This window comes from Nocardia miyunensis NBRC 108239 (assembly GCF_001613065.1).
GTDB lineage: Bacteria > Actinomycetota > Actinomycetes > Mycobacteriales > Mycobacteriaceae > Nocardia > Nocardia miyunensis.
This window is the reverse complement of record NZ_BDBQ01000010.1, coordinates 140,238-163,161: the sequence shown is the minus strand read 5'-3', so window position 1 is coordinate 163,161 and position 22,924 is coordinate 140,238. Positions and strand designations below refer to the sequence as shown.

Sequence of the window (22,924 nt, the reverse complement as noted above, 5' to 3'; positions counted from 1 at the left end):
GGGCCGATCAGCCCGCCCGGGGCCCCAGGCTGCGGGCGCGCTCTATGGCGTTGTCCACCATCGCTAATGTCGGCCGCACGGATTCCAGTAATGCCGCGCCCGCCGGGGTGAGGCTGACCGATCGTGTCGTCCGGTCGAAAAGGCGTACTCCCACATCGCGTTCGAGCTGCTGGATGATCCGGCTCAGTGCTTGCTGTGAGATGTACAGGCCGCGAGCGGCCGCCGAGTAGTTCAGCTTCTCGGCGACGGCCACGAAATATCGCAGATGTTTCAGCTCCACACCCATATCGAATCGGTGCAACGCGCGGAGGGATTCGGCTATTTCCGGGTCGTGGCGAAATTGGATGGATGTGGCCGGACCAGGGGGATCGTGTGGATTCGCCTGTGCGGGCACACGATCGGGTCATCCGGGCGTGATGAGATCTGTGCGTATCGGTGCGCGCGGCGGGAGTTGCGCTTAAAATAGTTGGTGCGCAAGGGGTTTATCGGAGCGGTCGCGGGGGAACATGCCAGCGGCATACGGAGACCACGCGACCGCCGTCGACGTGTTCGGCTCGGCCTCAGGCGTGATCGAACTCGTGGTTGAACACACCGTCGTGGAAGGCGTCGAGTTCATCCTGATCGAAGACGAGTTCGACTTCGGTGTGTGCCGCATCCGACGACGTTGTCGTGATGCGGAAGATGTACATGCCGTCGGTGCGCCGGGTGACGTTCAGCGGTGAGCGGCCGCTGTCCCCGGCGCGCACGGCGTCCTGGTAACTGTCGAACTGGGCATCGGTGAGCAGGAGAAGTTCACTGTTCGGCAGCATCGTCGCCGGGGTGGTGGCGGCGGTGCTGCGCTTGTCGTCCCAGACGGCCGTCCAACCCTGCTTGCGGGCGACGCGGACGCAGTTCTGATTCGGAGAGCTGCGTGCGGCCTTGCGGAACTCACCCACGGTGAAGGTAGGTAGCAGCGTCATCGGTGTCCCTTTCTACGGAGTAAAAACGCAGACACGCGGGACGGCCCGTCCCGCGCATCTACCGGATATATCTAACCCTTGTAACCAACTGCGGCGAAATTACACGGCCGCGCCGGATCCTGCGGGTCGCCCGGTTGCTCGGGCCGCCAGTCGACCGCGTACACGATGCCCGGTTCGACCAGCTCGAGGCCCTCGTAGAAGGAGGCGAACTCTTCCCGGCTCCGCATCGTCGCCGGATCGGAGGTCTCCTTGTACAGATCGACGAACGCCGCCATCCGGGCGGTGAGCTCCGCGGACACCTCGGACATGGACGCATGGCTCATCCCGACGTAACTGCCTGTCGGCAGCGCCTCGCGCAATCGGGCCATCAGCTCGGTGGGACGGTCGCTGTCCGGCACGAACGGCCACACGCTGACGATCAGCAGACCGACCGGTTCGTCGAAATCGATCAGCCGCCGGGTGTCGGGATGATCCAGGATGACATCGGGCACGCGCAGATCCGCCTCGATGATCGCGGTGTGGTCGAGCGCATCCTGCTCGGTCAGCAGCTCGTGGGCGCGGTTGACCGCCTCCAGGTCGTTGTCGACGTAGACCACCCGGCTCCCGGGGGCCAGCGCCCCCGCGACCTCGTGGGTGTTCCCCACGGTGGGCAGGCCCGAGCCGATGTCGAGGAATTGCCGGATCCCTTGCGCCACCATGAATTTCGTGGCGCGCTGGAGGAACTCCCGATTGTGGTGGGCTATCACGTCGAGGTAGGGGATGGTCTGGAACACCCGCTCCCCGAACACCTTGTCCACGTCGAACACGGCCTCGCCGGACAGGTAGTAGTGGTACATGCGCGCTGCCGAGGGGCGAGTCGCATCGATCTCACGTGATTCGAAGTCCTCGGAACTCATTGCGCCGCTTCCTGGCTCGACGTCATGGTGGTCACCGGGACCGGTGGACGGACCTGCCTGCACATGTGCTCTCTCCTCGTCGGGTCGTTGAATCTCGTTGAGTCGTCGAATTGTTCGCCGACAGGTTTGTCCGGCGAACTCGTGGCGGTGGATCGGCGTTTATGGGTTGCTGAACGTTTTGCGACGGAACGACCGTGCGACATGTTCGATGAACTGCCGCGAATCCTCGGTGCTCAGCGCCGCGGCGGACAGCCGCGACCACACGGCCTCGCGGGCGGTGACGGCCGGTTTGTCGTCGATATAGCGGATGTCGCCCTGGGATTCGACGATCGCCATGTCCAGATCACCGGCCGCGCCGGGGGAGGGCACCCGGATCAGGGTGAACCTGTCCTCGGCTCCCGCGCCGCGGGTGGTGACCGTGAAGGGCAGCACCTGGATCAGGATGTTGGCCCGTTTCGACAGTGCCAGAAGGTGTTCGAGCTGCTCGACCATGACCGAACGTCCGCCGTACTCGCGGCGCAGACACGATTCGGACAGGATCGCATGGAATTCCGGCGGGCGCTGCGCCACCAGGATCTCCTGGCGGGCCAGCCTGGCCTGCACCGATTCCTCCACGCTGACCGTGTCGGGATCCGGATCGGGGGTGGGCTCGGGCTCGTGCAGCGCGCGAATGTAGGACTCGCACTGCAGAAGTCCGGGCATGATCTCGGCCTCGGCCACCCGCAGCAGGCCGGCGTGCGCCTCGAGATCCACGAGCAGACGCAGATCCTCGACGTAGGCGCGGCGGTAGCCGGTGTTCCAGAAACCGCGTCGATGGTTGTCGCGGCGAAGTTCTTTCAGCGATTCGAGATAGGTCTGGTCGGTGAAGCCGAGTTCGGCGGCCAGCCGTTCGAGATCGCCGACCGTGATCGAACCCGTGCCGACGGTCAGCATGGCGATACGGCTCTGGCTGGTCTCGATGATCTTCGCGGCCTCGCTCTGGCTGACCCCGGCGGTGCTGAGCATGTGCTCGATCTCGCGGCCCAGCAGCAGTTTTCGTGCCGTGCGTAATCGTGTACCCATGGCGCATCGGCGCATCGGGTGGAGCGCCTGAAACTCCTTCCGCGGCAACCACTTCCGGGGCCCGATCGCAATCCTGCTGTAGCCCTCGCGTGATAATCACGCTAACATCTATCACGTTCAGATTATCATGTTTTCGGTATCACGGATGGTCTTGCCGGCCACCGGGATACGCCTCGGCGGAGGGGGAGTCGGATGACGACGACCACGCAAATGCGTTCGGCACCTTGTCGATTCGGCGACGGGCGAGTTTGTCGCGACGTCCAGGACGAACTGACCGATCCGCTCGCGCGCCGAATCCTCGGTGTAGAGCACGCGCCCACGTGCGCACGGTGGCTGGATGCCGTGGCGTACCTCTCCGCAGGTCTGGACGACGACTGATATGGATATCTCACTGTGGCCGGCCGGCTGGCCGCACGAGGCCCCCGAGGGCCCGTTGACCGTCAGCGAGGCGCATCTGACGATGCAGCGGCATCGTGGCTGCCTGCGCGAGGAATGTCCGCGTAAGGGCGCCGCGTACCGCACACTCGTCGAGGCCGGGCGGATCCGGCCCGATTCCGCGCGCGAACGCTGAGACAGCTTGGTTCGCAACATGATCGGACAGCACCGGGACCGGAATCGGATCCGGCCGGGTGCCCGGCGCACGCGCTGCTGACGCGGGCGCCGGACGGCGCGTCAGCTCCCGTAGGTGCGGGCGACCAGGGCCGAGCGCAGGTACCACAGGCCGCTGGCCTGGGTGGGATCGAAACCGGTGAGCTGGCCGATGCGCTTGAGGCGGTAGTCGACCGTATTGGTGTGCACGTGTAGCAGCCGGGCGGTGCGCTGGCGGTTGAGGTTGTGCGCGATGTGGGTCTGCAGGGTGTCGAGCAGTTCGGCGTGCTCGTCCAGCGGATCCAGCAGGGAGCCGAGGTATTCGCGGCCCGGCCCCGGACGGGTCAGCTGATATTCCAGGGCCAGATCGTCGAAGCGGTACAGCCCCGGCACCGACTGCAGCCGCTGCACCATGTCCAGCAGTTGATGCGCCTGATCGGCGGCGGTCGGGATCTCCAGGGACGCGGTGGTGACGACCGCGGCGGTGACCGGAACCCGCGCGGCGTGCGAGAGCCGGCCGACGAGCTTCTCCAAACCCTCGTCGTCGAACTGCTCTGCCGGGATCAGCAGCGTACCGCCGTCCACCGACAGCAGTGACAACAGGGAATCGCCACAGCGCAGGGCCAATTCGGCCTGCACGCGCCGAAGTTTGCGCCGTGCCACCACTTTCGAGTCCAGCATCGGGCTGGCCTCCTCGGGATGCGGCGGAATCGCGACCGCGATGACGCGATAACGCTCGGCGATCTCGATCCCGCATTCGCGCGCCATCGTCGAGGTGGGGTGCCCGCCCAGCAGCGCCGAGGTGAGTGTGTGTACCGCGGTGTGATGTTCGCTGACAACCGCTTTGAGTTCGCGCACGTATGCCATCGAGACCGCCGTGGTCATCGTGTCGAGCATCTCCACCACGCGCTTGGCCCCGTCGACGAGGTTCTCGTAGTCGGCTGCGTTCAGGGCGAGCATGGGCTCGTTCGCGTCGTCGCCGCCGCGGTCGGCGCTGAGCGATTGATGCCGCGCCGCCGCACCGGTGATCAGATCCAGCCCGATCTTGAAGCCCTCGTGGATGGCGTGGTGGATGGTGTTGATGGGAACGCCCTCGCGTGCCCATTGACCGGCGGCGTCCTCGAGCCGCTCGGTCTTGGCGCGCACGTCCTTGCCGTCCAGCATGCTGACAGCCAGCTCCAGACAGGTGCGCGTGATGGTGGTGACGTCGCCGTAGATCGCGTCGCCGGGTAATGTCCCGCACGGCGCGACGTTCTCGACGAAGTGGCCCACCATCTGACGCGATAGCGCCCAGACGTCCTTGAGCGGAAGCGACATCGGTCGCCCCGACATGGTCAGGCCCGGCCGGTCCGGAGTGCTGACAGACATTGGCGAACTCCCTTCCACCCCCGCGTTACTGCCCTGCCATATCACCGTAATTGTTTCGAGATTCCGCAGGGCCGGTTTCCTGCACCGTCGTGATGTTTGGGAATGTGGTACCGCACGTTCATAGTGACTGATCACAGTACTGGCCGGTAGCCGGTGGTCCGGCGGCGTCCGCGCGGAGTCCGGCCATCGGCCGCGGCCGCTCTCGGTGATCTGTGCCGCATTCTCCGTGTTCGCGGAACTCCTCCGGTTCACCCGGCCGTTGCCTGGACGGTGCCACGCCGCTGTGGTGATGGTGCCGCATTCTGTCCGGGCACACGGTGAGGCGGCGGTATGAACGATCACACCCGCGGGACGGGCGGGCGATGCCTGGCCACCGCGCTACGGTTCGCGGCGGCGGCCTTGACGGTCGCGGCGGTGCCGGTGCTCGTGCCGGTATCCGCGAGTTCCGCGTTGCCGGTGTCGGCGGGTGCCACGCAGGTTCCGGCGAACGCGGGGGACGGATCGCACATCGACCACACGGTGACCATCGACTCCCGCCGCGCCACCGTCTACGTGTACTCCGCCGCGATGAATCGGGTGATCGCGCTGGACTTCATCCGCGCGGCGGACACCAGCGTCCCGCGGCCCACGCTGTACCTGCTCGACGGCGCCGAGGACGGCATCGGCTGGGACGGCCGGGAGACCTCCTGGGAGACCAAGACCGATCTGATCCCGTTCACGGCGGACAAGAACGTCAACGTCGTCACCGTGCTCGACGGCCGGTATTCGTACTACACCGACTGGCAGGCCGACGATCCCGTGCTGGGCCGCAACAAGTGGACCACCTTCCTGACCCGTGAGCTGCCGCCGATCATCGATGCCGCGTACGGCACGTCGGGACGCAATGCCATCGCGGGCGTATCGATGTCGGCCACCTCGGCCCTGGCGCTGGCCGAGGCCGCGCCCGGGTTGTATCAGGCCGTGGGCTCGTTCAGCGGGTGCGCGCAAACCAGTACCGATCCGGGGCGTCGCTATGTGCAGGCCGTGGTCGCCTCCGGCGGTGGCAATCCGTGGAACATCTGGGGCCCCGACGGTTCGCCCGGTTGGGTGGCCAACGACCCGTCGACCGATGCCAACCTGGCCCGGTTGCGCGGGACGGACCTGTATATCAGCGCGGGCACGGGTGGCCGCGACGCGACCGGGGGGACCCCGCCCTCGGGCGGAATGCTCGAATCGGTGGTGGAGCCCTGCACACGCCAATTGCAGGCATCGACGACCCGGCTGGGTATACCGGCAACCTTTCAGTACGTGCCCGGCGGGCAGCATTCCTGGCCCTATTGGCAGCGGTCACTGCATGCGGCCTGGCCCGAATTCGCGCGAGCACTGGGCGTCTGACGGGCCTCGGGCATCCGCTCGGGCGACGTCCGGCCCATCCGGGGCGCGCGTTGTGTCGAATACCTCACCAGATACCCGGCGGTTCCGGGCAGATGGCGCCGATCCGCGTCTGTGCCACACCGGGTGTACGTCACCCCTCGCGAGACGGAAAGGACTCCGGCAATGATTCCGCATTTCTTCGATCAGCTCGGCTCCACGATCTCCACCTTCCTCACCCGGCTGCTGCTGCCCTGAAACCGCTCGGCCCAGCAGAGGCGCGCGCCCGCGGCGGGGTGAGTCGATCCGGTGTAATACCGTGCACCATGGTCGAATTCGAGCTATCGGCCAGCAGCCGCGGGCCCAGCGTCGCCACGATCTACCCGAAAACGCCCGAGCCGCCAGAACATTCATCACGCTCGTCGGTCGAATGTCTTGTCGCGGATCGACTTATCGCGGATCCGTGAACTCCATCCCCGCCGTCATGTCGACAGTGTGCAACACCCAGCGATTCGGTCCGGCGGCTTTGGCCCGGTACAACCCCGCATCGGCCGCGTCGAGGAGTTTCTCCGCGTCCGCTCCGGATACCGGTGTCACCACCGCGCCGATGCAGGCCGAAATGGTGAGTCGATGTTCGTCGACCGGTATCGGTGCGTCCAGTGCGCCCAGTAATGCTTCCGCGACCGAGGTCACCCGCGTCGTATCGCAGGGCGGCGGGAGCAGAACGACGAATTCGTCCCCGCCGACCCGGGCCAGGGTCGCATCGCCGATCCGCTCGGCCAATCGCCTCGCCACCGCGGTGAGCACCCGGTCACCGACGCCGTGGCCGTAGGTGTCGTTGACGGTTTTGAACCCGTCCAGATCAATGAAGCCCAGACCGATCCGATCATCCGGATCGGCGTCGGCGATTATCCGCGACAGCGTTTCCACCAGTTGACGCCGATTGGACAGCCCGGTCAGCGGATCGTGCCGCGCCTGACGATGTAATTCGGCTTGCAGGGCGCGGCGCTGCGTGGTCTCCTCGCCGACCACCAAGAGATAGGCCGCACGTCCCGCGGACGCCGGCACGAGAGTGACCGCCCAGGACACCCAGCCGCCGCTGTCGTCGGCGCGCAGATATCGCACCTCCAGACGTACCGTGCCGGACCCGGCGGCCATGAGTTCGTCGAAGACGAGTGACTGCACCTTGCCGTGATCGTCGGGATGCACCAGATCCCACACCGGCAGTCCGCGCAGCTCCGGCAGGGGCCGGCCCAGCATGGCGCCCAGTGCCGGATTCGCGTCCAGGACCAGGCCGTTCGTATCGCCGATGCCGATGGCGATGGCGGCGTTGTCGAATACGACGCGGAACCGGGCCTCGGCGGCGATGCGGGCATCGGCCATCGCCGCGTGCAACATCTCCTGATCGCGTGCCCGGATGGCGAGCAATTCCTCGGCGTATCCGCGGGCCATCTCGCCCAGACCCGGAATCAGCCGTTCCTGATACGGGCCGATCAACTCGGTGAGCCGGTTCAGCACGCGGGCCGAACGGGAGAGCACCTCCGGATCGGTCAGATTCGCGCGCACCAGTGCCGCGCCGACCGCCACCGTCTCGCGGGTATCGAAGAATTCGCTGGTGAGCGCATTGATCAATCGATCGAGCAGATCGGAGAGCAGTTGTTCGAGTTCGCGGTGGGACATCGGCACGAAACCGGTATCGACGACCGCGTCACGCCATCGGCCGGCGAGTTCCGCGATGCGGTGATCTCGTGTCAAACCCACCCCCGCTCAATCCGACGCTGCGACTTGCGGGAACGGCGTGGTGCCGAACCGAAATCCCAGGTTACCGGAAACCATCGGGCCCCGGCGGTCGAGCGACCGCCGGGGCCCCGGGAGAAACGCTGAGCGGAGGGCTACTTGTTGGCTTTGTGATAAGCGGCGACGATCTCGGAGGAAATTCGCCCGCGAGCCGACACGTTGTAGCCGTGTTTCTTGGCCCATTCCCGGATGGCCACGGTTTGCTCGCGATCCGCGGCCGACTTCGAGCGTGAGGTGTTGCCCGCCTTCAGTCGTCCGACCTTGCGAGCCTTATCCGTCCAAGCCTCGAGCGAGCCCCGAAGCTTGCCGGCATTCAACGTGGAGAGATCGATTTCGTAGGCCACACCATCGATCGAGAACTGTACGGTCTCATCCGCTTTGGACTTCCCGTCGTAATCGTCGATGAGTGTGACGGTGACCTTCTTGGCCATCACTGAGCCCTTTCGCACGGACACGGATCAACTCGGATTCCATATACCGTACCGCATTACCGGGGAATGCAGCGAATCCGGCGCTATTCGGCGCGTTTCCGGTGCTGGAATGCGGCTAAAGGTATTGAACAATCCCCGATGTTGGAATTGTCCGGGCTGTGGGCATTCGGATATGTGAATCCTGTGACCTCTCACGATCGCGACCCGGCGCGATGATGCGGATGCCCAATGTTCGCCGCAGTTCTCAGATGCACCGACATGGGTGGTGATCGAGCATGCGGGATATTTGCCGAATGCGGTATTCGAGGTGTTCGGGAGGGTGATGCGGTATCAGTGTTCGAGCAATCGCTGCAACAGCGGGATCGCAGCCAGCAGCGCGTCCTGGTCCGCACGAGTCAGTTCGGCGGCCATCGCCTGGGCCAGCCAATCCTCTTTTGCGCTGCGCGCGGCGGCTAGTTGCTGTTCGGCCGCGTCGGTGATCGACAGCAGCACCTGCCGCTGATCGGTGGGATGCGGACTGCGGGAGACCAGGCCGTGTTCCTCGAGCGCTGCCAGGGTGACCCGCATCGACTGCGGGCGCACGTTTTCCGCACGCGCCAGGGCGGCCACGGTCGCGGGACCGTCGCGAAGCAGGCGGCTCAGGACGACGCCCTGCGACGGCGTGACCCCGAGGCCCGAGTGGGTCGCCCGCAGCCTGCGCAGTATGCGGCTGAGGGCGACCCGCAGATCGGCGGCCGATTCGGCCAGTTCGCTCGCGGATCGGGCGGTCGGCTCGATGTCGTCCTGCGGTTCCCCGGTCACGAGTCCAGTATGGAATACGGTCCACCGGCGTGGACTCGGGCGGCCTACCCGCCGATCTGCTGCACGATCTTGACCGCGACCAGGACGACCGCGAGGGCCAGGTAGCCGCGCAGGGCGATCATGCCTGCCATCCGCAGCGGCGAGAAGGCCGGGCGTTCCAGGGTTTCCAGCGCCGGGGTGCGCCAGGCGTCGCGATCAGCCGCCAGGATCGACCTGCGTTCGGAACGTGAGAGCGGCGTGGAGTCCAGCTCCTCGACCTGGTCGGGGTCCAGGCCGCCCAGTTCCACGGCGGTTCGCTCGACGCCCCGGCGTTCGCCGCGGTGCCGGGTGACGGCCAGGGCGACTCCGCCGAGCAGGCCGGTCACCGCGCCCGCGCCGAATCCGAGCTCGAGGCTTGCCGTGGACAGATGCGGGAAGAAGGTCGCCGCGGTCAGGGCCAGCGACAGCAGGACCAGCGCCCACACGATGATGCCCGCGACGATGTTCTGCCGGGTGGTGTTGACCCACGGGCCGAGCACGGCCCGGTCGTTGCACAGCAGGACCAGGAATACCGTGGCCGAGGGCAGCAGCACGCCGGCCAGCGCCTGTACGCCCTGGGTCAGCAGGCCCAGTACGTGGTCGGGGCTGAACGCCACCGCCGCGGCGGCCCCCAGCAGCAGTGCGTATCCGGCGTAGAAGGCCGGGGCCTCACTCATCTTCCAGTGCAGCGAGTGTCGCTTGCCCAGCGTGTCTCCCAGCGTGTACGTGGTCGCCAGGCCGACGGCGTTCGCGCCGATCAGCGACGCGTCCAGCAGCAGGATCGCGAACATCGCACCGACCGTCGTGCCCAGGTGGCCGGACAGGCCGTGCGCGACGGCTCCGGCGTCGGAGAACGCGCCCCGGTCGGCCGGACTCAGGCCGAATGCCGTCGCGGCCATGATCGCGACCGCGCCGATCATCACCACGACGATCCCCACCCACAGGTCCACCCGCTCGTACCGGATCCAGCGCGGGGTGATCCGCTTGTCGACGATGTTGGACTGCTGGAAGAACAGCTGCCAGGGCGCGACCGTGGTGCCGACGATGGCGACGATGATCAGCAGCAGTGTCGAGTTCAGCCCGCCCGGGAACGACGGGATCAGGCCGCGGACCGTAGCCGCTGCGCTCGGGTGCACCATGAAGGCCAGCGGGAACATCACGATGTCGATCGCGATGAGCGTGAACAGGAACCGCTCCCAGCGTCGGAACGATCCGCCCGCGACGACCCCGAACAGCAATACCGCGGCCACCGGCACCGACACCCATTTGGGCAGTCCGAAGTAGCCGAGAGCCATTGAGACACCGATGAATTCGGTGACGATGGTCAGCGCGTCGACCACGAAGAGATCGCCGACGCTGAACGCGCCCCAGAATCTGCCGAACCGCGCGAAGATCAGCCGTGCGTGGCCGACCCCGGCGACCGCGCCGAGCCGCACCACCATCTCCTGGTTGACGTACAGCACCGGGATGAGCAGCACGAGCGTCCACACCAGGGCCATGCCGTAGTTCTGCCCGGCCTGCGCGTAGGTGGCCATGCCTCCGGCGTCGTTGTCGCCGACCATCACGATGAGGCCGGGGCCGATGACGGCCAGCAGCATCCGGAAGCGTTGCCAGCGGCTGCGTCCGGAGTCGGTATCGTCCTGGCGGATGGTGCCCAGCGCACCGACGATGTCGCCGACGTGCGCACTGTCGAGCACGGCGGTGGTGGCGTCGGCCGGTACCGGCGCGGTCGCGGTGCGGCGGGGCGCGCCGTTGGAGAAGAAGGCCATGGCCGTTCCTTCCCTTCCTGAATATGTTGCTGTACTGCACATTTCGCGGCCATGACATCGATGGCAGGACGCGGGGGCGACCCGGTTCGGGGCGATGAGCGGGGAGTGGTTTCTCGTGGCCGGGCAGTCGACGTGCCCGGATCGGACCGCGGCGCTGGATGTTTCGTCCGGATGCGGCGGGCGTCTACCGCTGGTTGACGTGACCGCCGAGAGACGCGGTGACGACCGCCGGCGGGATGTGCGCGAGGTGTAGGTTGTGCCGCTCCTGCGGCGTGAGGTTGTAGCGCGCGCGGATGCGGCGAGCCGACTCGCCGAGGACGGACCGGACGGCGGCGCGGCGGAGGAAGGCGGTGCGGATCATGACGTGCTCCTTACGGAAAGCCAGCCGCCACAACAGGATCCGGGCAGGTCTGAACCCACGGAGACCCGCATCGGCCCGCCCGTGCGGGAGGATCCGCTGGGATGCCGATGGCTGATTTCCGTGACGATCAGGCCGCGAGGAAGTCGCAGCAAGCTGGGAGCGGAACGGGTTTTCGAACCGGACTCGGATACGGACTATCGCCGGATTTCATCTCGTCCCTCACCTCCTTGCCGCCAGGACGCACGTGCGCGTCGTCGTTCGACCGCCTGCACCGCGATGGCAAAAGGGGGAAAGCCCTGCCGGAACGACTGGGCGTGCACCCCTCTCGTCAGAGCTTCGGCACTGTACGACGTATCCCGGACCGGGAAGCCACTTCGGATCACCCCTTAATCCGGGAAGATCTGTCCTAACCCTGGGCGTCTCTCGACGTCGTCGGATCAGTGGCCTGTGTTCGTACAGGAGCCTCGCCTAGCGAGGTGCTGACCCCGAAATATTCGACTGTCCGGCCCGGGAAGTCAAGTCGTCCGTGCTGTGACGGTCCTGATCGGACACCGTGATCCCGACGGTCTTGCATACATAGTGATGTGTGCATACTATCGCGGGAGGAAGATCGTCGACGCCGGAAGGAGATCGGGATGGGGGCAGCTCACGCGGGGCATGGGCACGACCACGCACATACTCATGTGCACGCGAATTCCGACAGCGATCGGCGCTGGCTCGCCGGGGCGCTGGCGGTGATCGCGGCGTTCATGCTCGCCGAGGTGGCCGTCGGCATTGCCGCGGGTTCGCTGGCACTGCTCTCCGACGCTGCGCACATGCTGACCGATGCCGCCTCGATCGCGTTGGCGCTGTGGGCGATCCGGCTGGCCGCGCGCCCGGCCGCGGGACGCATGACCTTCGGCTGGAAGCGGGTGGAGATCCTCTCGGCGCAGGCCAACGGGATCACCCTGCTGCTGCTGTCGCTGTGGCTGGCCTACGAGGCCATCCGCCGTGTGGTACATCCGCCCGAGGTGACCGGCGGCCTCGTCCTGGGCACGGCGCTGGCCGGGGTCGTGGTGAATCTCCTTGCGACATGGATGATTTCGCGCGCCAACCGGACCAGCCTCAATGTCGAGGGCGCGTATCAGCACATCCTCACCGATCTGTTCGCCTTCATCGCGACCGCGGTCGCCGGTGCGGTCATCGTGCTGACCGGATTCGTCCGCGCCGACGCGATCGCGACTCTGGTGGTCGTCGCGCTGATGCTGCGGGCCGGTTGCGCCCTGGTACGCGCGTCGAGCCGGATCTTCCTCGAGGCCGCTCCCGCCGACCTCGACCCGACCGAGATCGGACGCGCGATGGCCGCCCGTGACGGTGTGGTCGAGGTGCACGATCTGCATATCTGGGAGATAACCTCGGGGTCGCCGGCGCTGTCGGCGCACGTGCTCGTCGAGTCCGGACGGGACTGCCACGCCGTGCGCGAGGATCTGTCGCACTGGCTCGATGACGAGCATCACATCGCCCATACCACCCTGCAGGTCGAGCACGCCGGTCCCGAGCTGATCGCCCTCGGTGCGCCGCCCGCGCCGGAGTGTGCCGATGCACACGGACAGGCACATCTGAGCCCGAAGGCAGTGCGCCACTGACCTGTTCAGCGCGGCGATGATCCGCCGCGCGGAGTGAGCGTTCGATCGTTCCCCAGCCGGGCGCCGATACCCGGTGCCCCGTTCGCGCGGCCCGCCGCCCTCGTCGAGGCGGCGATCCGCGCGGGAGCATACTGGCTGCCGTGGGATGGATCGAGACGCCGCTGACCATGCAGTCCGTATTCGAATCCTGGCGCTGGGACACCTCGACGGTCGTGGTGACCGCCGCGCTCGGGGCCGGATACTGGGCGGCCCACGCCCGTGCGGCACGCCGCGGCGGGGCGATTCCCGGTGGGCGGTGGGCGATCTTCGGACTGATGGGTCTGGGCATCTGGTTGCTCAGCGGGATCAGCGTCGTCGGGGTCTATTCCGACACGTTGATGTGGGTGCGGGCGTTGCAGACCCTGCTACTGCTGTACGTGGTGCCGTTCGGGTTGGCCAGCGGACGTCCGCTCACGGTGTTGCGGGAGTCGCTGGGCCCCGCCGGGCAGGCCCGGCTCGACCGGATCCTGGAATCCACCCTCGCCCGTGCGGTGACCTTCCCGCTCGCGCCGTCGCTGGCGATGCTCGCCGTGCCGTGGCTGCTGTTCCTGAGTCCCTGGTACGAGATCGTGCTGCGGCACGGCGCGGCGGACGCGGTCACCCGGATCGTATTGGTGGCCATCGGATTCGTGTACTTCTACTCGCGACTGCAGACCGATCCGGTGCCGCACCGCTATTCGCAGGGGCTGTCTCTGCTGATCACGATCTTCGAATCGCTCGCCGACGGCATCCTCGGCATCGTGCTGTGGTGGGGACCGCTGGTCGCGCTCGACTACTACACCGAGGTCGGGCGGACCTGGGGTCCGGATCTGCGGATGGATCAGACCATCGCCGCGGGCATCATCTGGGTGCTCGGCGATGTGCTGGGGCTGCCGTATCTGCTGGCGCTGATGCGTTCCTGGGCCTCGGACGAACGCCGCAAGGCCGCGGAGTTGGACGCCGAACTCGATGCGGCAGAGGCCGCCGCGGCGACGGCCGCGCCCGCTCGGCGACAGAAATTCAGCCGATCCGATCCGGGCGCCGCGGTCACCGCCGGAGCCGACGCGGTGCAGAGCGGGTTGTGGTGGGAGAACGATCCGCAGTTGCGGCAGCGCTTCCGCCGCTGAAACGCGAACCTGCCGCATCGCCGAGGCGGTACGGCAGGGACGCAGTCGACTCAGATCTTGCGGATGACGGTGACGACCTTGCCCAGGATCTGCGCGTCGTTACCCGGAATCGGCTCGAAGTGCGGATTGTGCGGCATCAGCCAGACGTCCTTACCGTTGCGCTTGAACGTCTTGACGGTGGCCTCGCCCTCGATCATCGCCGCGACGATATCGCCGTTGTCCGCGACGTTCTGCTGGCGTACCACCACCCAGTCGCCGTCGCAGATCGCCGCGTCGACCATCGACTCGCCGACGACCTTCAGCAGGAACAGCGAACCCTCGCCGACCAGTTCGCGGGGAAGGGGGAATACGTCCTCCACCGCCTGCTCGGCCAGGATCGGACCACCGGCGGCGATCCGGCCCAGCACCGGGACGTAGGTGGGGGTCGGCTGATCGGCGGAGTCGGACTCGCTGGGCACCGCGTGCAGTGCCGTCACGCCGGTGACCGCGCGCATCGCCGTCTCGTCCAGACCGCGCACGTCCACCGCGCGCGGCCGGTTCGGATCGCGGCGCAGATAGCCCTTGCGCTCGAGGGCGCGGAGCTGATGGGCGACCGAGGAGGTAGAGGTGAGACCGACCGCGTCACCGATCTCGCGGATGCTCGGCGGATATCCGCGCTCGGTGACCGAGGTGCGGATGACCTCGAGTACCTTGCGCTGCCGGGCGGTGAGATCCGTTCCGGTGCTTGGTGATTCGACGGCATCGTCGGCGACGACGGGACCGGCCGTGTCGTCGCGGCCCTGGGCTGTGCGCTCGTTCACGACCGCACCTCGCCGATGCTCGGTCGGGCGTGCGCGGTGTCCGTGGTTGCCTCGCTGCGCTCACTCACGGTCGTGGTCCTCCCGTTCATGGGTGTGCTTCGTCCTCCTCGGGTCGTGCGCCGACGCTGGGCCACCGCGCCGGCCTGATCCGCTCGTACCGGCCCACGCCGGATCGCGTGCTCCGAATGTAGTCCGGTCTCGGCCAGGTTTCAAACATCTGTTCGACGCATGTCGCGGATGGCGGTGACTTTGTCGGTGGCGCATGGTAAGAATCGAACATCAGTTCTACGAACATATGATCGAAAAACCGGAAATCGATCCAGCACACCCCCCGGAGGTCCGTCCGATGCGCACCACGATCAGCGAAATCGATATCACCGCAAGCGATTCGGGGCACGCCACCGCAGTGCCCGGTCACCGGCCGCGGGCGGCCGGAGCCGCCCGGCGGAATGTGCGGGCCGTGCGGTCGCACACCGCCCGGCCGCCCTCGGGGGTTGTGCGGTACGAGCGCCCCCGGGTCCGCTTCGCCCAGACCCCGCATCCCCAGGCCCGGGTCGAGCAGGCGCGGATCGGATTGGCGACGATGGCGCTGGCCGCTCTGCTCAGTGCGGTGGCGGTGGGCGGCCTGCTCGGGATCGCCCAGCTGCGCGCGGCGTCGGCGCCGAGTCCGGCGACGACGGTCGTGCAGGTGCGCGAGGGCGAGCCGCTGGCGGAGGTCGCGGCCCGGGTCGCGCCGGGGGTCCCGGTGCGGCAGACGGTCGATCGGATCGTGCAGCTCAACTCGCTACGGGGTGCGCAGGTCGCCACGGGCGGGACACTGATCGTGCCGACATCCGGGCGGTAGCGTTCCATGGGCGGTGGTGGCGTCGACGCCGCATCCGAAGCCTGGCGGGCCGACAGGTATCCTCGACAGTGCTGTGGAGATACAGCATGGCTATGGACGACTGCAGGCATCGACGAAGGAACTCGGATGCATTGCCCATACTGTCGGCACCCGGACTCCAGGGTGGTCGACTCGCGTGAGGCCGAGGAAGGCACCGCCATCAGGCGCCGTCGTGCCTGCCCGCAATGTGGGCGACGGTTCACCACCGTCGAGAACGCCATTCTGTCGGTGGTCAAACGCAGCGGTGTCACCGAGCCGTTCAGCCGCGAGAAGGTGATTCGCGGCGTCCGGCGTGCCTGTCAGGGCCGCGAGGTCGACGACGACGCGCTCAACCTGCTCGCTCAGCAGGTCGAGGATGCGGTGCGCGCCACCGGATCTCCCGAAGTCCCCAGTCACGAGGTTGGTCTGGCGATCCTGGGCCCGCTGCGTGACCTGGACGAGGTCGCCTATCTGCGCTTCGCGTCGGTATACCGATCCTTCAGCTCCGCAGACGATTTCGAGCACGAGATCGCGGACCTGCGGCGCCGTCGCGCCGAGCAGGCACGTGAGCAAGCCCCGGTCCCAGCGGGCAAGGACTGAGTCTGCCTCGGTCGCGGCTGTGGGAGAGCACGCAGCGGCGTGTCAGGGCGAACTGTTCCGATCATGTTGAGCCGCTGGTCGCGATCAGCGCCCAGATCGAGGGCGCGCTGCGGACAGCCGGGAGCGCGCCAGCGGTGGTGTCCGATTGCCTTCGGTGACAGAGGACTTCGGCTGTGGTGAGCAGTCCGCGCCCGATCGTAGGGACGGTTCAGCGGGGGAGGGACAGCGCACAGGCAACACAGGGATCGGTGGTGGATCCGCCCGCGGCAGCGGGATTCAGCGGGTACGTGCTGGCGGCGCTGTGCGAACCGAGGTGATCGCGCGTTCGATTCGCTTGGCCGACACCGGATATGGGGTGCCGAGCTGCTGGGCGAAGAGGCTGACGCGCAGTTCCTCGATCATCCACCAGATTTCGGTGACGTCGCGGCCCGTTCGGCGTGCCTCGGGGAGCGCGTCGAGGAGTCGCTGGTAGGCGGCGTGCACGCGGTCGAGTTCGGCCATGCTCTGGCGGTCGCGGTTCGCCGAGGCGGGTAATGCCTCCAACCGCGATGCCGCGGCCTGCAGATAGCGGGGTAGCTCGCGCAGGCGTGCGCTGCCGAATTCGGTGACGAATCCGGCGAATACCAGGTCGTCCAGCTGATGGCGGACATCCTCCGCGATCTCGCGATCGGCGGTGCTCGCCAACGCGCTGCGCACGTGGTGCGCCTCGGTGAGGACCGGGACCACCAGACGCACGATGCGGGCCACCGCCGCGCCGAACTGCGGGCGGATCCGCTCGACCAGCGCCGTGAATTCCTCGGGGGCCCGGACCGGACCGTTGTGCTCGGCGATCAGCTCGTCCGCTGCGCAGGCCCGGCAGTCCTCGATCAATGCGTCCAGCGAGCCGGACGGATTCTGGCTCAGCGCAAGGCGATCGGTGGGTGACAGCCCGGCGGTGGCCGCGCGGGCCGAGGCGGGCAACTGGTTCAGCAGCAGTACCCGGGTACCGGTCCGCATGGCGGCGGCCTGTGCCGCGGGCGAGGCCAGCACCCGCACCGCGACGCCCGCGCCCTCGGGAACCAGCGCCGGATAGCCGGTGATGGTCTGTCCGCCCACCTCCCGCCGGACCGTCGAGGGCAGGGCGCCCAGCGATTCGGAGGTCCACACCGTGGCAGCCGGGCGTTCGGCGGCAGCGGTCGCCCGAGCCACGGATTTCGAGACCTGGTCGGCCAGGCGGGTTTTCAGCGCGGCCAGATCCTTGTCACGATCCACGATCGTGCCGTCGGACGCGGTGGCGGCGAAGGTCATCCGCAGATGGTCCGGCAGTGCCGCTGGATTCAGATCGACGGGCCGTACGGTCACCGAACCGAGCCGGGACAGTTCGCGGGCCAGCCCGGTCCGCAGCGGTTCGGCACGCGGTGTCAGCTGTGCCAGGGCCGCGCGCGCGAAGTCGGGCGCCGGAACCACGCTGCGGCGCAGATGTTTCGGCAGCGTCTTGATCCATGCCGCCGCGAGGTCATCGCGCATCCCCGGCACCAGCCAGTCGAAGCCGACCGCCCGGACGTGCGCCAGCTGGGCGACCGGGATGTGTGCGGTGACGCCGTCGTCGGCCTGTCCGGGCTCGAACTGGTAGGTGAGCGGGAAACTCAGTTCGCCCTGCCGCCAGCTGTCCGGATACGCGGTCGGATCCAGCACGGCCGCATCGTCGTTCACCACGGTCGAGGCGGTGAAATCCAGCAGATTCGGGTCCTGGCGCTGCTGTTTTCGCCACCAGCTGTCGAAATGCCGGACCGATACGATATCGGCGGGAATCCGCTCGTCGTAGAAATCGAAGAGGACTTGATCGTCGACCAGGATGTCGCGACGGCGCGCCCGATGCTCCAGATCGGCCACGTCCTCCAGCAATTCGCGATTGCGGGCGAAGAATTCGTGCCGGGTCTGCCATTCGCCCTGCACCAGGGCATGCCGGATGAACAGCTCGCGCGACAGTTCTGGGTCGATGCGGCCGAAATCCACCCGCCGCTGCACCACCAGCGGGATCCCGTACAGCGTCACCCGCTCGTAAGCCGCGGCCGCACCCCGTTTGGCGGACCAGTGCGGTTCGGAATAGGTGCGCTTGACCAGGTCTCCGGCCAGCCGCTCGGCCCATTCCGGCTCGATCCGCGCGGCGGTGCGCCCCCACAGCCGCGAGGTCTCCACGAGTTCGGCCGCCATCACCCACCGCGGTGGCTTCTTCGCCAGCGACGACCCCGGGAAGATCATGAACTTGGCATTGCGAGCCCCGAGGAACTCCCGCGTCTCCGCCTCACGCACCCCGATATGCGACAGCATCCCGGCCAGCAGCGCCTGATGAATCGACGTCACATCCCACGGCAAACCGCCCGAATCCGGTTCCGCCGCACCGACAGCCAGCACGTCCGCCCGTCCGCCGCGCTTCGCACCGCTCCGTTCGCGTCCGGATTCGGTTGTGCCGTGGCCGGATTCGCGGTTGCCCCCTGATCGACCACGACGGCCCGGGCCATCTGTGCTTCGTGCTGCACCGCCGGGAATGGAGGATCCCGTCCCGCTGTGACCGCGACCCCGGTCGCCCGATGTCGTTGCGGTGTCGTCGGATTCGGTGTTCGATCGGTCGGCGTCGGGATGCCAACCCAGTCCCCGGGTGATCGTGCGCAGTTGGCCGTGCAGGTCCTGCCATTCGCGGATGCGCAGGTAGTGCAGGAACTCGTCGCGGCACATGCGGCGGAACTGGTTGGCGGAACGTGCTTTTCGCTGCTCGCGCAGATAGTCCCAGAGCCGCAGGTAGGACAGGAAGTCCGAGCCCTCGACGGTGAATCGCGCGTGTTGGGCGTCGGCGGCCTGCTGGTGTTCGACGGGACGTTCGCGGACGTCCTGGATGGACAGGGCGGCCACGATGACCAGCACCTCGGCCAGGCAGCCGCCGCGCTGTGCCTCGACCAGCATGCGCGCCATCCGCGGATCCACCGGGATCTGCGCCATTTCGCGGCCGATCGGAGTCAGCGCCAGGGCCGTGCTGGAGGTCGAGCCGGCCTTTTCCCGATCGTCGCGGCGGGTCAGCGCGCCGAGTTCCTCCAGCAGCGCGATACCGTCGCGGATGGCGCGGCTGTCGGGCGGCTCGACGAACGGGAAGCTCTCGATGTCGCCCAAGCCCAGAGCGGTCATCTGCAGGATGACTGCGGCCAGATTGGTGCGCAGGATCTCCGGCTCGGTGAATTTCGGGCGCGCTTCGAAATCGTCCTCGGAATACAGCCGGATCGCGATTCCGTCCGCGACACGGCCGCACCGGCCCGACCGCTGCCGCGCCGAAGCCTGCGAGATCGGTTCGATCGGCAGCCGTTGTACCTTGGTGCGCAACGAATATCGTGAGATGCGCGCGGTGCCCGGATCGATGACGTAGCGAATGCCCGGCACGGTCAGCGAGGTCTCGGCGACATTGGTCGCCAGCACCACTCGCCGCCCGGTGTGCGGCTCGAAGACCCGATGCTGCTCGGCCGCCGACAGCCGCGCGTACAGCGGCAGGATCTCGGTCCGCGGCAGCCGCATATCGCGCAATGTGTCCGCGGCGTCGCGGATTTCGCGTTCCCCGGACAGGAACACCAGAATGTCCCCGTCCCCCTCGGCGAGCAGTTCCCGCACCGCGTCGCCGATGGCGTCGGTCGGATCGCGGTCCACGATCTCGGTGTCCTCGTCATCGAGATCCTCCGAGGTGACCGGAATTTCGAGCGACAACGGCCGGTACCGCACCTCCACCGGAAACGACCGCCCGGATACCTCCACGATCGGCGCCGCCATGGTCGCCGGCGCGCTACGGCTCGATCGCGAGCTCGCGGGGTCCGCGCCTTCGTTTCCTCGTCCGGTCGGAGTCGTCTCAGCGTCCGCCGATCCGCCGGACGTGTCTTCGGCTCGGCTCGAATGCCGATCCGACCGGACCAGGTCCCGGCGACTCGTCCCGGACCCGCCCGATACGCGGCGGGCTTCCGTTGATCCGGCATCCTCTCGCGCCACGGCCGAACCGGCACCCACGACGTTGCTCCGGCGGAATTGCGATTGCGCGGCGGCCGAGGGCTCGGTCTCGTGCCGATTCGCTTGTCGCTCCGTCGAATCGGGATCCGGGTGGGCGTCGTCGGCGGCCGATGTCGTATTGCCGTCCAGGTCGTCCCTGCTCGCGGCGGCGACATCGCTCATGCGGGACTGCGGTGTGCCGGCAGCCGGTTCGGCTCCGTGCCGATTCGGTTGCTGCTGTGTCGCATCGGGATCCGGGTGCGCGGCATTCTCGGTGATCGCCAACGTGCTGTCGCCGGACCTCGCGCTGTCGCTACCTCCGGCGGCATCCGAGGCAACTTGCTCGGTGCCGGAACGTTCCACGGGGGCCGGTGCGCCGAAATGGCGGGCGAACAGTTCCGGATCGATGGTCGCCGAGGTGATGATGACCTTGAGATCCGGGCGTTTGGGCAGGAGCTGTTTCAGGTAGCCGAGCAGGAAATCGATGTTGAGGCTGCGTTCGTGGGCCTCGTCGATGATGATCGTGTCGTAGCGGCGCAGCATCCGGTCGCGCTGGATCTCGGCGAGCAGGATGCCGTCGGTCATCAGTTTGACCAGGGTGCGGTCGGATGCCTGATCGGTGAAGCGGACCGTGTAGCCGACGACATCGCCGAGTTCGGTGCCCAGTTCCTGGGCGATGCGTTCGGCCACGGTGCGGGCGGCGAGGCGGCGCGGCTGGGTGTGACCGATCGTGCCGCGGATGCCGCGGCCCAGTTCCAGGCAGATCTTCGGAATCTGGGTGGTCTTGCCCGAACCGGTCTCGCCGGCGATGACAACCACCTGATGTGCCGCGATGGCCGCGGCGATATCGTCCCGGCGCGCCGAGACGGGCAGCTGTTCGGGATAGCGGATCTGCGGGACGGCCGCGCGACGGGCGGCGATCCGGCCCTCGGCGGCGGTGATCTCGTTCTCGATATCGGCGAGTGCGCCGCCACGGGCCTTGTCGAGCCGTCGCCGTAACCGGTGTTCGTCGCGGATCGAGAGTTGGGCCAGGCGGGTGCGGAGCTCGCGTGGTGTGGCGGCGGTCCTGGTCATTGCGTCCTCCAGCCTAGCGAATTCATCCCCCCGGTCCGCCACCGGTTATCGAGTGTGGCCGGTCGGGGCGATGATCACGCCCGGCGGCGTTCGCACTGCTCGCGACGGTGGCCTTACCCGCGGGTAGTCTGGCCTCGCGCGGGCGGTGGCAGCCGACCCCCGGCAGCGTGGACGAGAGGAGCCGGACATGGGATCGCTGTGGCACGGATTCGCCGATATGGGCGCGGTCGAGCGGGACGGCGCCTTCGTGGTGGCGCGCGGGGAAGGGGCCTACGTCTGGGATGAGGCCGGAACCCGATACCTCGACGCCACAGCCGGGCTCTGGTTCACCAACGTCGGCCACGGCCGCCGCGAGATCGCCGACGCGGTGGCCACGCAGCTGTCCACCTTGGCGCACTACTCCAACTTCGGTGATATCACCGCGCCGGTGACACGGGAGCTGGCCGAACGCCTGGCCGAGCTCGCTCCGGTGCCCGGCAGCAAGATCATGTTCACCTCCGGCGGATCCGATTCGGTGGATACCGCCGCCAAATTGGCGCGCCGGTACTGGCATGAGACGGGCAAGCCCGATAAGACCCTGATCATCGGCCGGCGGCTGGCCTATCACGGAATGCATTACGCCGGAACGGCTCTGGGCGGTATCGCGCCCAACCGCGCGGGCTATGGCGAGCTGGTCCCGGATGCCCGGACCGTGGAATGGGACGACGCCGGATCGCTGACCGCACTCGTCGAGGAGGTCGGCGCGGACCGCATCGCCGCCTTCTTCTGTGAGCCGATCATCGGCGCGGGCGGGGTGTATCCGCCGCCGGAGGGGTATCTCGCCGAGGTTCGGCGCATCTGCCGGGAGAACGACATTCTCTTCGTCGCCGACGAGGTCGTGACCGGATTCGGGCGCATCGGCGGATCCTGGTTCGCCTCGACGCGCTTCGGGCTCGAGCCCGATCTGATGACCACCGCCAAGGGTTTGACCTCGGGCTACCTTCCGATGGGTGCGGTCTTCGCCGCGCCCCGCGTGGCCGAGCCGTTCTACTCCGGCGACGTCTGGTTCCGGCACGGTTACACCTACGGCGGACATGCGGGTGCGGCCGCGGCCGCCATGGCCAATCTCGACATTCTCGAGCGTGAGAATCTGATCGACGCCAGCAAGAATCTGGAATCGCTGCTGCACGAACACTTCTCGCCGCTGGTGGCGCATCCTCGGGTGGCCGAGGTGCGCAGCGGCCTGGGCGCGGTCGCAGCGGTGCAGATGGCCGATCCGGCCGAGGGGCTCGCGATGGTGAAAGCCCTGCGCGCCCAGGGCGTTTCCGGACGCGCCGCAGGACAGGGCGCATTGCAGATCTCCCCGTCCTTCGTCATCACCGAACAGCAGGTCGCGGAGCTGGCGGCGGCCTTCGGCCGCGCCCTGGGCTGAGGTCCGCG

At 67.6% G+C, this 22,924-nt stretch carries 18 protein-coding genes, 1 pseudogene and 1 riboswitch; of the genes and pseudogenes, 7 read left to right on the top strand and 12 right to left on the bottom strand.

Features of this window, described 5'->3' with window-relative positions:
• Positions 1-7: 7 nt before the first annotated feature.
• The 4 genes from NM2_RS05975 to NM2_RS05960 form a co-directional block, all read right to left on the bottom strand.
• Positions 8-286, bottom strand: a complete 279-nt coding sequence (locus NM2_RS05975; RefSeq protein WP_067664905.1) for a LysR family transcriptional regulator — start codon at positions 284-286, stop codon at positions 8-10.
• 274 nt (positions 287-560) lie between these two features.
• On the bottom strand, positions 561-959 hold the full coding sequence (locus tag NM2_RS05970; RefSeq protein ID WP_067664903.1) for a DUF397 domain-containing protein: 399 nt from the start codon (positions 957-959) through the stop codon (positions 561-563).
• A gap of 71 nt (positions 960-1,030) precedes the next feature.
• A complete protein-coding gene (locus tag NM2_RS05965; protein WP_067664899.1) occupies positions 1,031-1,855 on the bottom strand; it encodes an SAM-dependent methyltransferase in 825 nt (274 codons plus the stop codon).
• A 159-nt stretch (positions 1,856-2,014) separates the two neighbouring features.
• Positions 2,015-2,917 (bottom strand): helix-turn-helix domain-containing protein, encoded by a 903-nt coding sequence (locus NM2_RS05960; protein ID WP_067664897.1) that lies wholly within the window; start codon positions 2,915-2,917, stop codon positions 2,015-2,017.
• Positions 2,918-3,296: 379 nt separating this feature from the next.
• On the opposite strand from NM2_RS05960, the gene NM2_RS05955 reads away from it, so the two are divergent.
• Positions 3,297-3,488, top strand: a complete 192-nt coding sequence (locus NM2_RS05955) for a hypothetical protein (RefSeq protein WP_067664896.1) — start codon at positions 3,297-3,299, stop codon at positions 3,486-3,488.
• 101 nt (positions 3,489-3,589) lie between these two features.
• Here NM2_RS05955 and NM2_RS05950 read toward each other — a convergent pair whose 3' ends face one another.
• Entirely contained in the window at positions 3,590-4,873 is a 1,284-nt protein-coding gene (locus tag NM2_RS05950; protein WP_067664895.1) for a PucR family transcriptional regulator, read from the bottom strand.
• A gap of 330 nt (positions 4,874-5,203) precedes the next feature.
• Between NM2_RS05950 and NM2_RS05945 the strand changes: the two genes are divergently transcribed.
• Positions 5,204-6,247: an alpha/beta hydrolase gene (locus tag NM2_RS05945; protein ID WP_084530514.1), complete on the top strand. Its 1,044-nt coding sequence runs from the start codon at positions 5,204-5,206 to the stop codon at positions 6,245-6,247.
• 426 nt (positions 6,248-6,673) lie between these two features.
• Here the strand turns inward: NM2_RS05945 and NM2_RS05940 are convergent, their stop codons facing one another.
• The 5 genes from NM2_RS05940 to NM2_RS50095 form a co-directional block, all read right to left on the bottom strand.
• A complete protein-coding gene (locus NM2_RS05940; protein WP_067664894.1) occupies positions 6,674-7,984 on the bottom strand; it encodes a sensor domain-containing diguanylate cyclase in 1,311 nt (436 codons plus the stop codon).
• A 131-nt stretch (positions 7,985-8,115) separates the two neighbouring features.
• Entirely contained in the window at positions 8,116-8,451 is a 336-nt protein-coding gene (locus NM2_RS05935; RefSeq protein WP_067664892.1) for a histone-like nucleoid-structuring protein Lsr2, read from the bottom strand.
• Positions 8,452-8,781: 330 nt separating this feature from the next.
• Positions 8,782-9,252: a MarR family winged helix-turn-helix transcriptional regulator gene (locus NM2_RS05930; protein WP_157120899.1), complete on the bottom strand. Its 471-nt coding sequence runs from the start codon at positions 9,250-9,252 to the stop codon at positions 8,782-8,784.
• A gap of 44 nt (positions 9,253-9,296) precedes the next feature.
• Positions 9,297-11,039, bottom strand: coding sequence for an NRAMP family divalent metal transporter (locus NM2_RS05925; RefSeq protein WP_067664890.1), 1,743 nt, complete (start codon positions 11,037-11,039; stop codon positions 9,297-9,299).
• Between the two features lie 184 nt (positions 11,040-11,223).
• Positions 11,224-11,400: a hypothetical protein gene (locus NM2_RS50095; RefSeq protein WP_169816106.1), complete on the bottom strand. Its 177-nt coding sequence runs from the start codon at positions 11,398-11,400 to the stop codon at positions 11,224-11,226.
• Positions 11,401-11,713: 313 nt separating this feature from the next.
• Positions 11,714-11,883: riboswitch (M-box (ykoK) riboswitch) on the bottom strand.
• A gap of 152 nt (positions 11,884-12,035) precedes the next feature.
• Between NM2_RS50095 and NM2_RS05920 the strand changes: the two genes are divergently transcribed.
• Positions 12,036-13,025, top strand: coding sequence for a cation diffusion facilitator family transporter (locus NM2_RS05920; RefSeq protein WP_067664888.1), 990 nt, complete (start codon positions 12,036-12,038; stop codon positions 13,023-13,025).
• A gap of 167 nt (positions 13,026-13,192) precedes the next feature.
• The gene (locus NM2_RS05915) at positions 13,193-14,170 is read left to right on the top strand and encodes a cytochrome c oxidase assembly protein (RefSeq protein WP_067665115.1); all 978 of its coding nucleotides are present in this window, start codon (positions 13,193-13,195) and stop codon (positions 14,168-14,170) included.
• Positions 14,171-14,220: 50 nt separating this feature from the next.
• Here the strand turns inward: NM2_RS05915 and lexA are convergent.
• Positions 14,221-14,886 (bottom strand): annotated as a pseudogene (lexA, locus tag NM2_RS05910) (transcriptional repressor LexA); the annotation flags it as partial.
• Between the two features lie 430 nt (positions 14,887-15,316).
• Here lexA and NM2_RS47200 point away from each other — a divergent pair.
• Positions 15,317-15,814 carry a hypothetical protein gene (locus tag NM2_RS47200; RefSeq protein ID WP_157120898.1) on the top strand — a complete coding sequence of 166 codons (498 nt, stop codon included), beginning with the start codon at positions 15,317-15,319 and terminating at the stop codon, positions 15,812-15,814.
• 126 nt (positions 15,815-15,940) lie between these two features.
• Entirely contained in the window at positions 15,941-16,432 is a 492-nt protein-coding gene (gene nrdR / locus NM2_RS05900) for a transcriptional regulator NrdR (RefSeq protein ID WP_067664882.1), read from the top strand.
• Positions 16,433-16,708: 276 nt separating this feature from the next.
• Here the strand turns inward: nrdR and hrpA are convergent, their stop codons facing one another.
• A complete protein-coding gene (gene hrpA / locus NM2_RS05895) occupies positions 16,709-21,505 on the bottom strand; it encodes an ATP-dependent RNA helicase HrpA (protein WP_245717862.1) in 4,797 nt (1,598 codons plus the stop codon).
• 187 nt (positions 21,506-21,692) lie between these two features.
• Here hrpA and NM2_RS05890 point away from each other — a divergent pair, with 187 nt between their 5' ends.
• Complete coding sequence (locus NM2_RS05890) at positions 21,693-22,916, top strand: aminotransferase family protein (RefSeq protein ID WP_067664880.1); 1,224 nt, start codon at positions 21,693-21,695, stop codon at positions 22,914-22,916.
• Positions 22,917-22,924 lie beyond the last annotated feature (8 nt).

What these genes read in the sequence shown, in the direction of transcription:
- NM2_RS05960 (WP_067664897.1), bottom strand. Translation starts at nt 2,917, where the DNA reads ATGGGTACACGATTACGCACGGCACGAAAACTGCTGCTGGGCCGCGAG.
- NM2_RS05950 (WP_067664895.1), bottom strand. Translation starts at nt 4,873, where the DNA reads ATGTCTGTCAGCACTCCGGACCGGCCGGGCCTGACCATGTCGGGGCGA.
- NM2_RS05965 (WP_067664899.1), bottom strand. Translation starts at nt 1,855, where the DNA reads ATGAGTTCCGAGGACTTCGAATCACGTGAGATCGATGCGACTCGCCCC.
- nrdR (WP_067664882.1), top strand. Translation starts at nt 15,941, where the DNA reads ATGCATTGCCCATACTGTCGGCACCCGGACTCCAGGGTGGTCGACTCG.
- NM2_RS05970 (WP_067664903.1), bottom strand. Translation starts at nt 959, where the DNA reads ATGACGCTGCTACCTACCTTCACCGTGGGTGAGTTCCGCAAGGCCGCA.
- NM2_RS05925 (WP_067664890.1), bottom strand. Translation starts at nt 11,039, where the DNA reads ATGGCCTTCTTCTCCAACGGCGCGCCCCGCCGCACCGCGACCGCGCCG.
- hrpA (WP_245717862.1), bottom strand. Translation starts at nt 21,505, where the DNA reads ATGACCAGGACCGCCGCCACACCACGCGAGCTCCGCACCCGCCTGGCC.
- NM2_RS05920 (WP_067664888.1), top strand. Translation starts at nt 12,036, where the DNA reads ATGGGGGCAGCTCACGCGGGGCATGGGCACGACCACGCACATACTCAT.
- NM2_RS05890 (WP_067664880.1), top strand. Translation starts at nt 21,693, where the DNA reads ATGGGATCGCTGTGGCACGGATTCGCCGATATGGGCGCGGTCGAGCGG.
- NM2_RS47200 (WP_157120898.1), top strand. Translation starts at nt 15,317, where the DNA reads ATGCGCACCACGATCAGCGAAATCGATATCACCGCAAGCGATTCGGGG.
- NM2_RS05955 (WP_067664896.1), top strand. Translation starts at nt 3,297, where the DNA reads ATGGATATCTCACTGTGGCCGGCCGGCTGGCCGCACGAGGCCCCCGAG.
- NM2_RS05945 (WP_084530514.1), top strand. Translation starts at nt 5,204, where the DNA reads ATGAACGATCACACCCGCGGGACGGGCGGGCGATGCCTGGCCACCGCG.
- NM2_RS05915 (WP_067665115.1), top strand. Translation starts at nt 13,193, where the DNA reads ATGCAGTCCGTATTCGAATCCTGGCGCTGGGACACCTCGACGGTCGTG.
- NM2_RS50095 (WP_169816106.1), bottom strand. Translation starts at nt 11,400, where the DNA reads ATGATCCGCACCGCCTTCCTCCGCCGCGCCGCCGTCCGGTCCGTCCTC.
- NM2_RS05975 (WP_067664905.1), bottom strand. Translation starts at nt 286, where the DNA reads ATGGGTGTGGAGCTGAAACATCTGCGATATTTCGTGGCCGTCGCCGAG.
- NM2_RS05935 (WP_067664892.1), bottom strand. Translation starts at nt 8,451, where the DNA reads ATGGCCAAGAAGGTCACCGTCACACTCATCGACGATTACGACGGGAAG.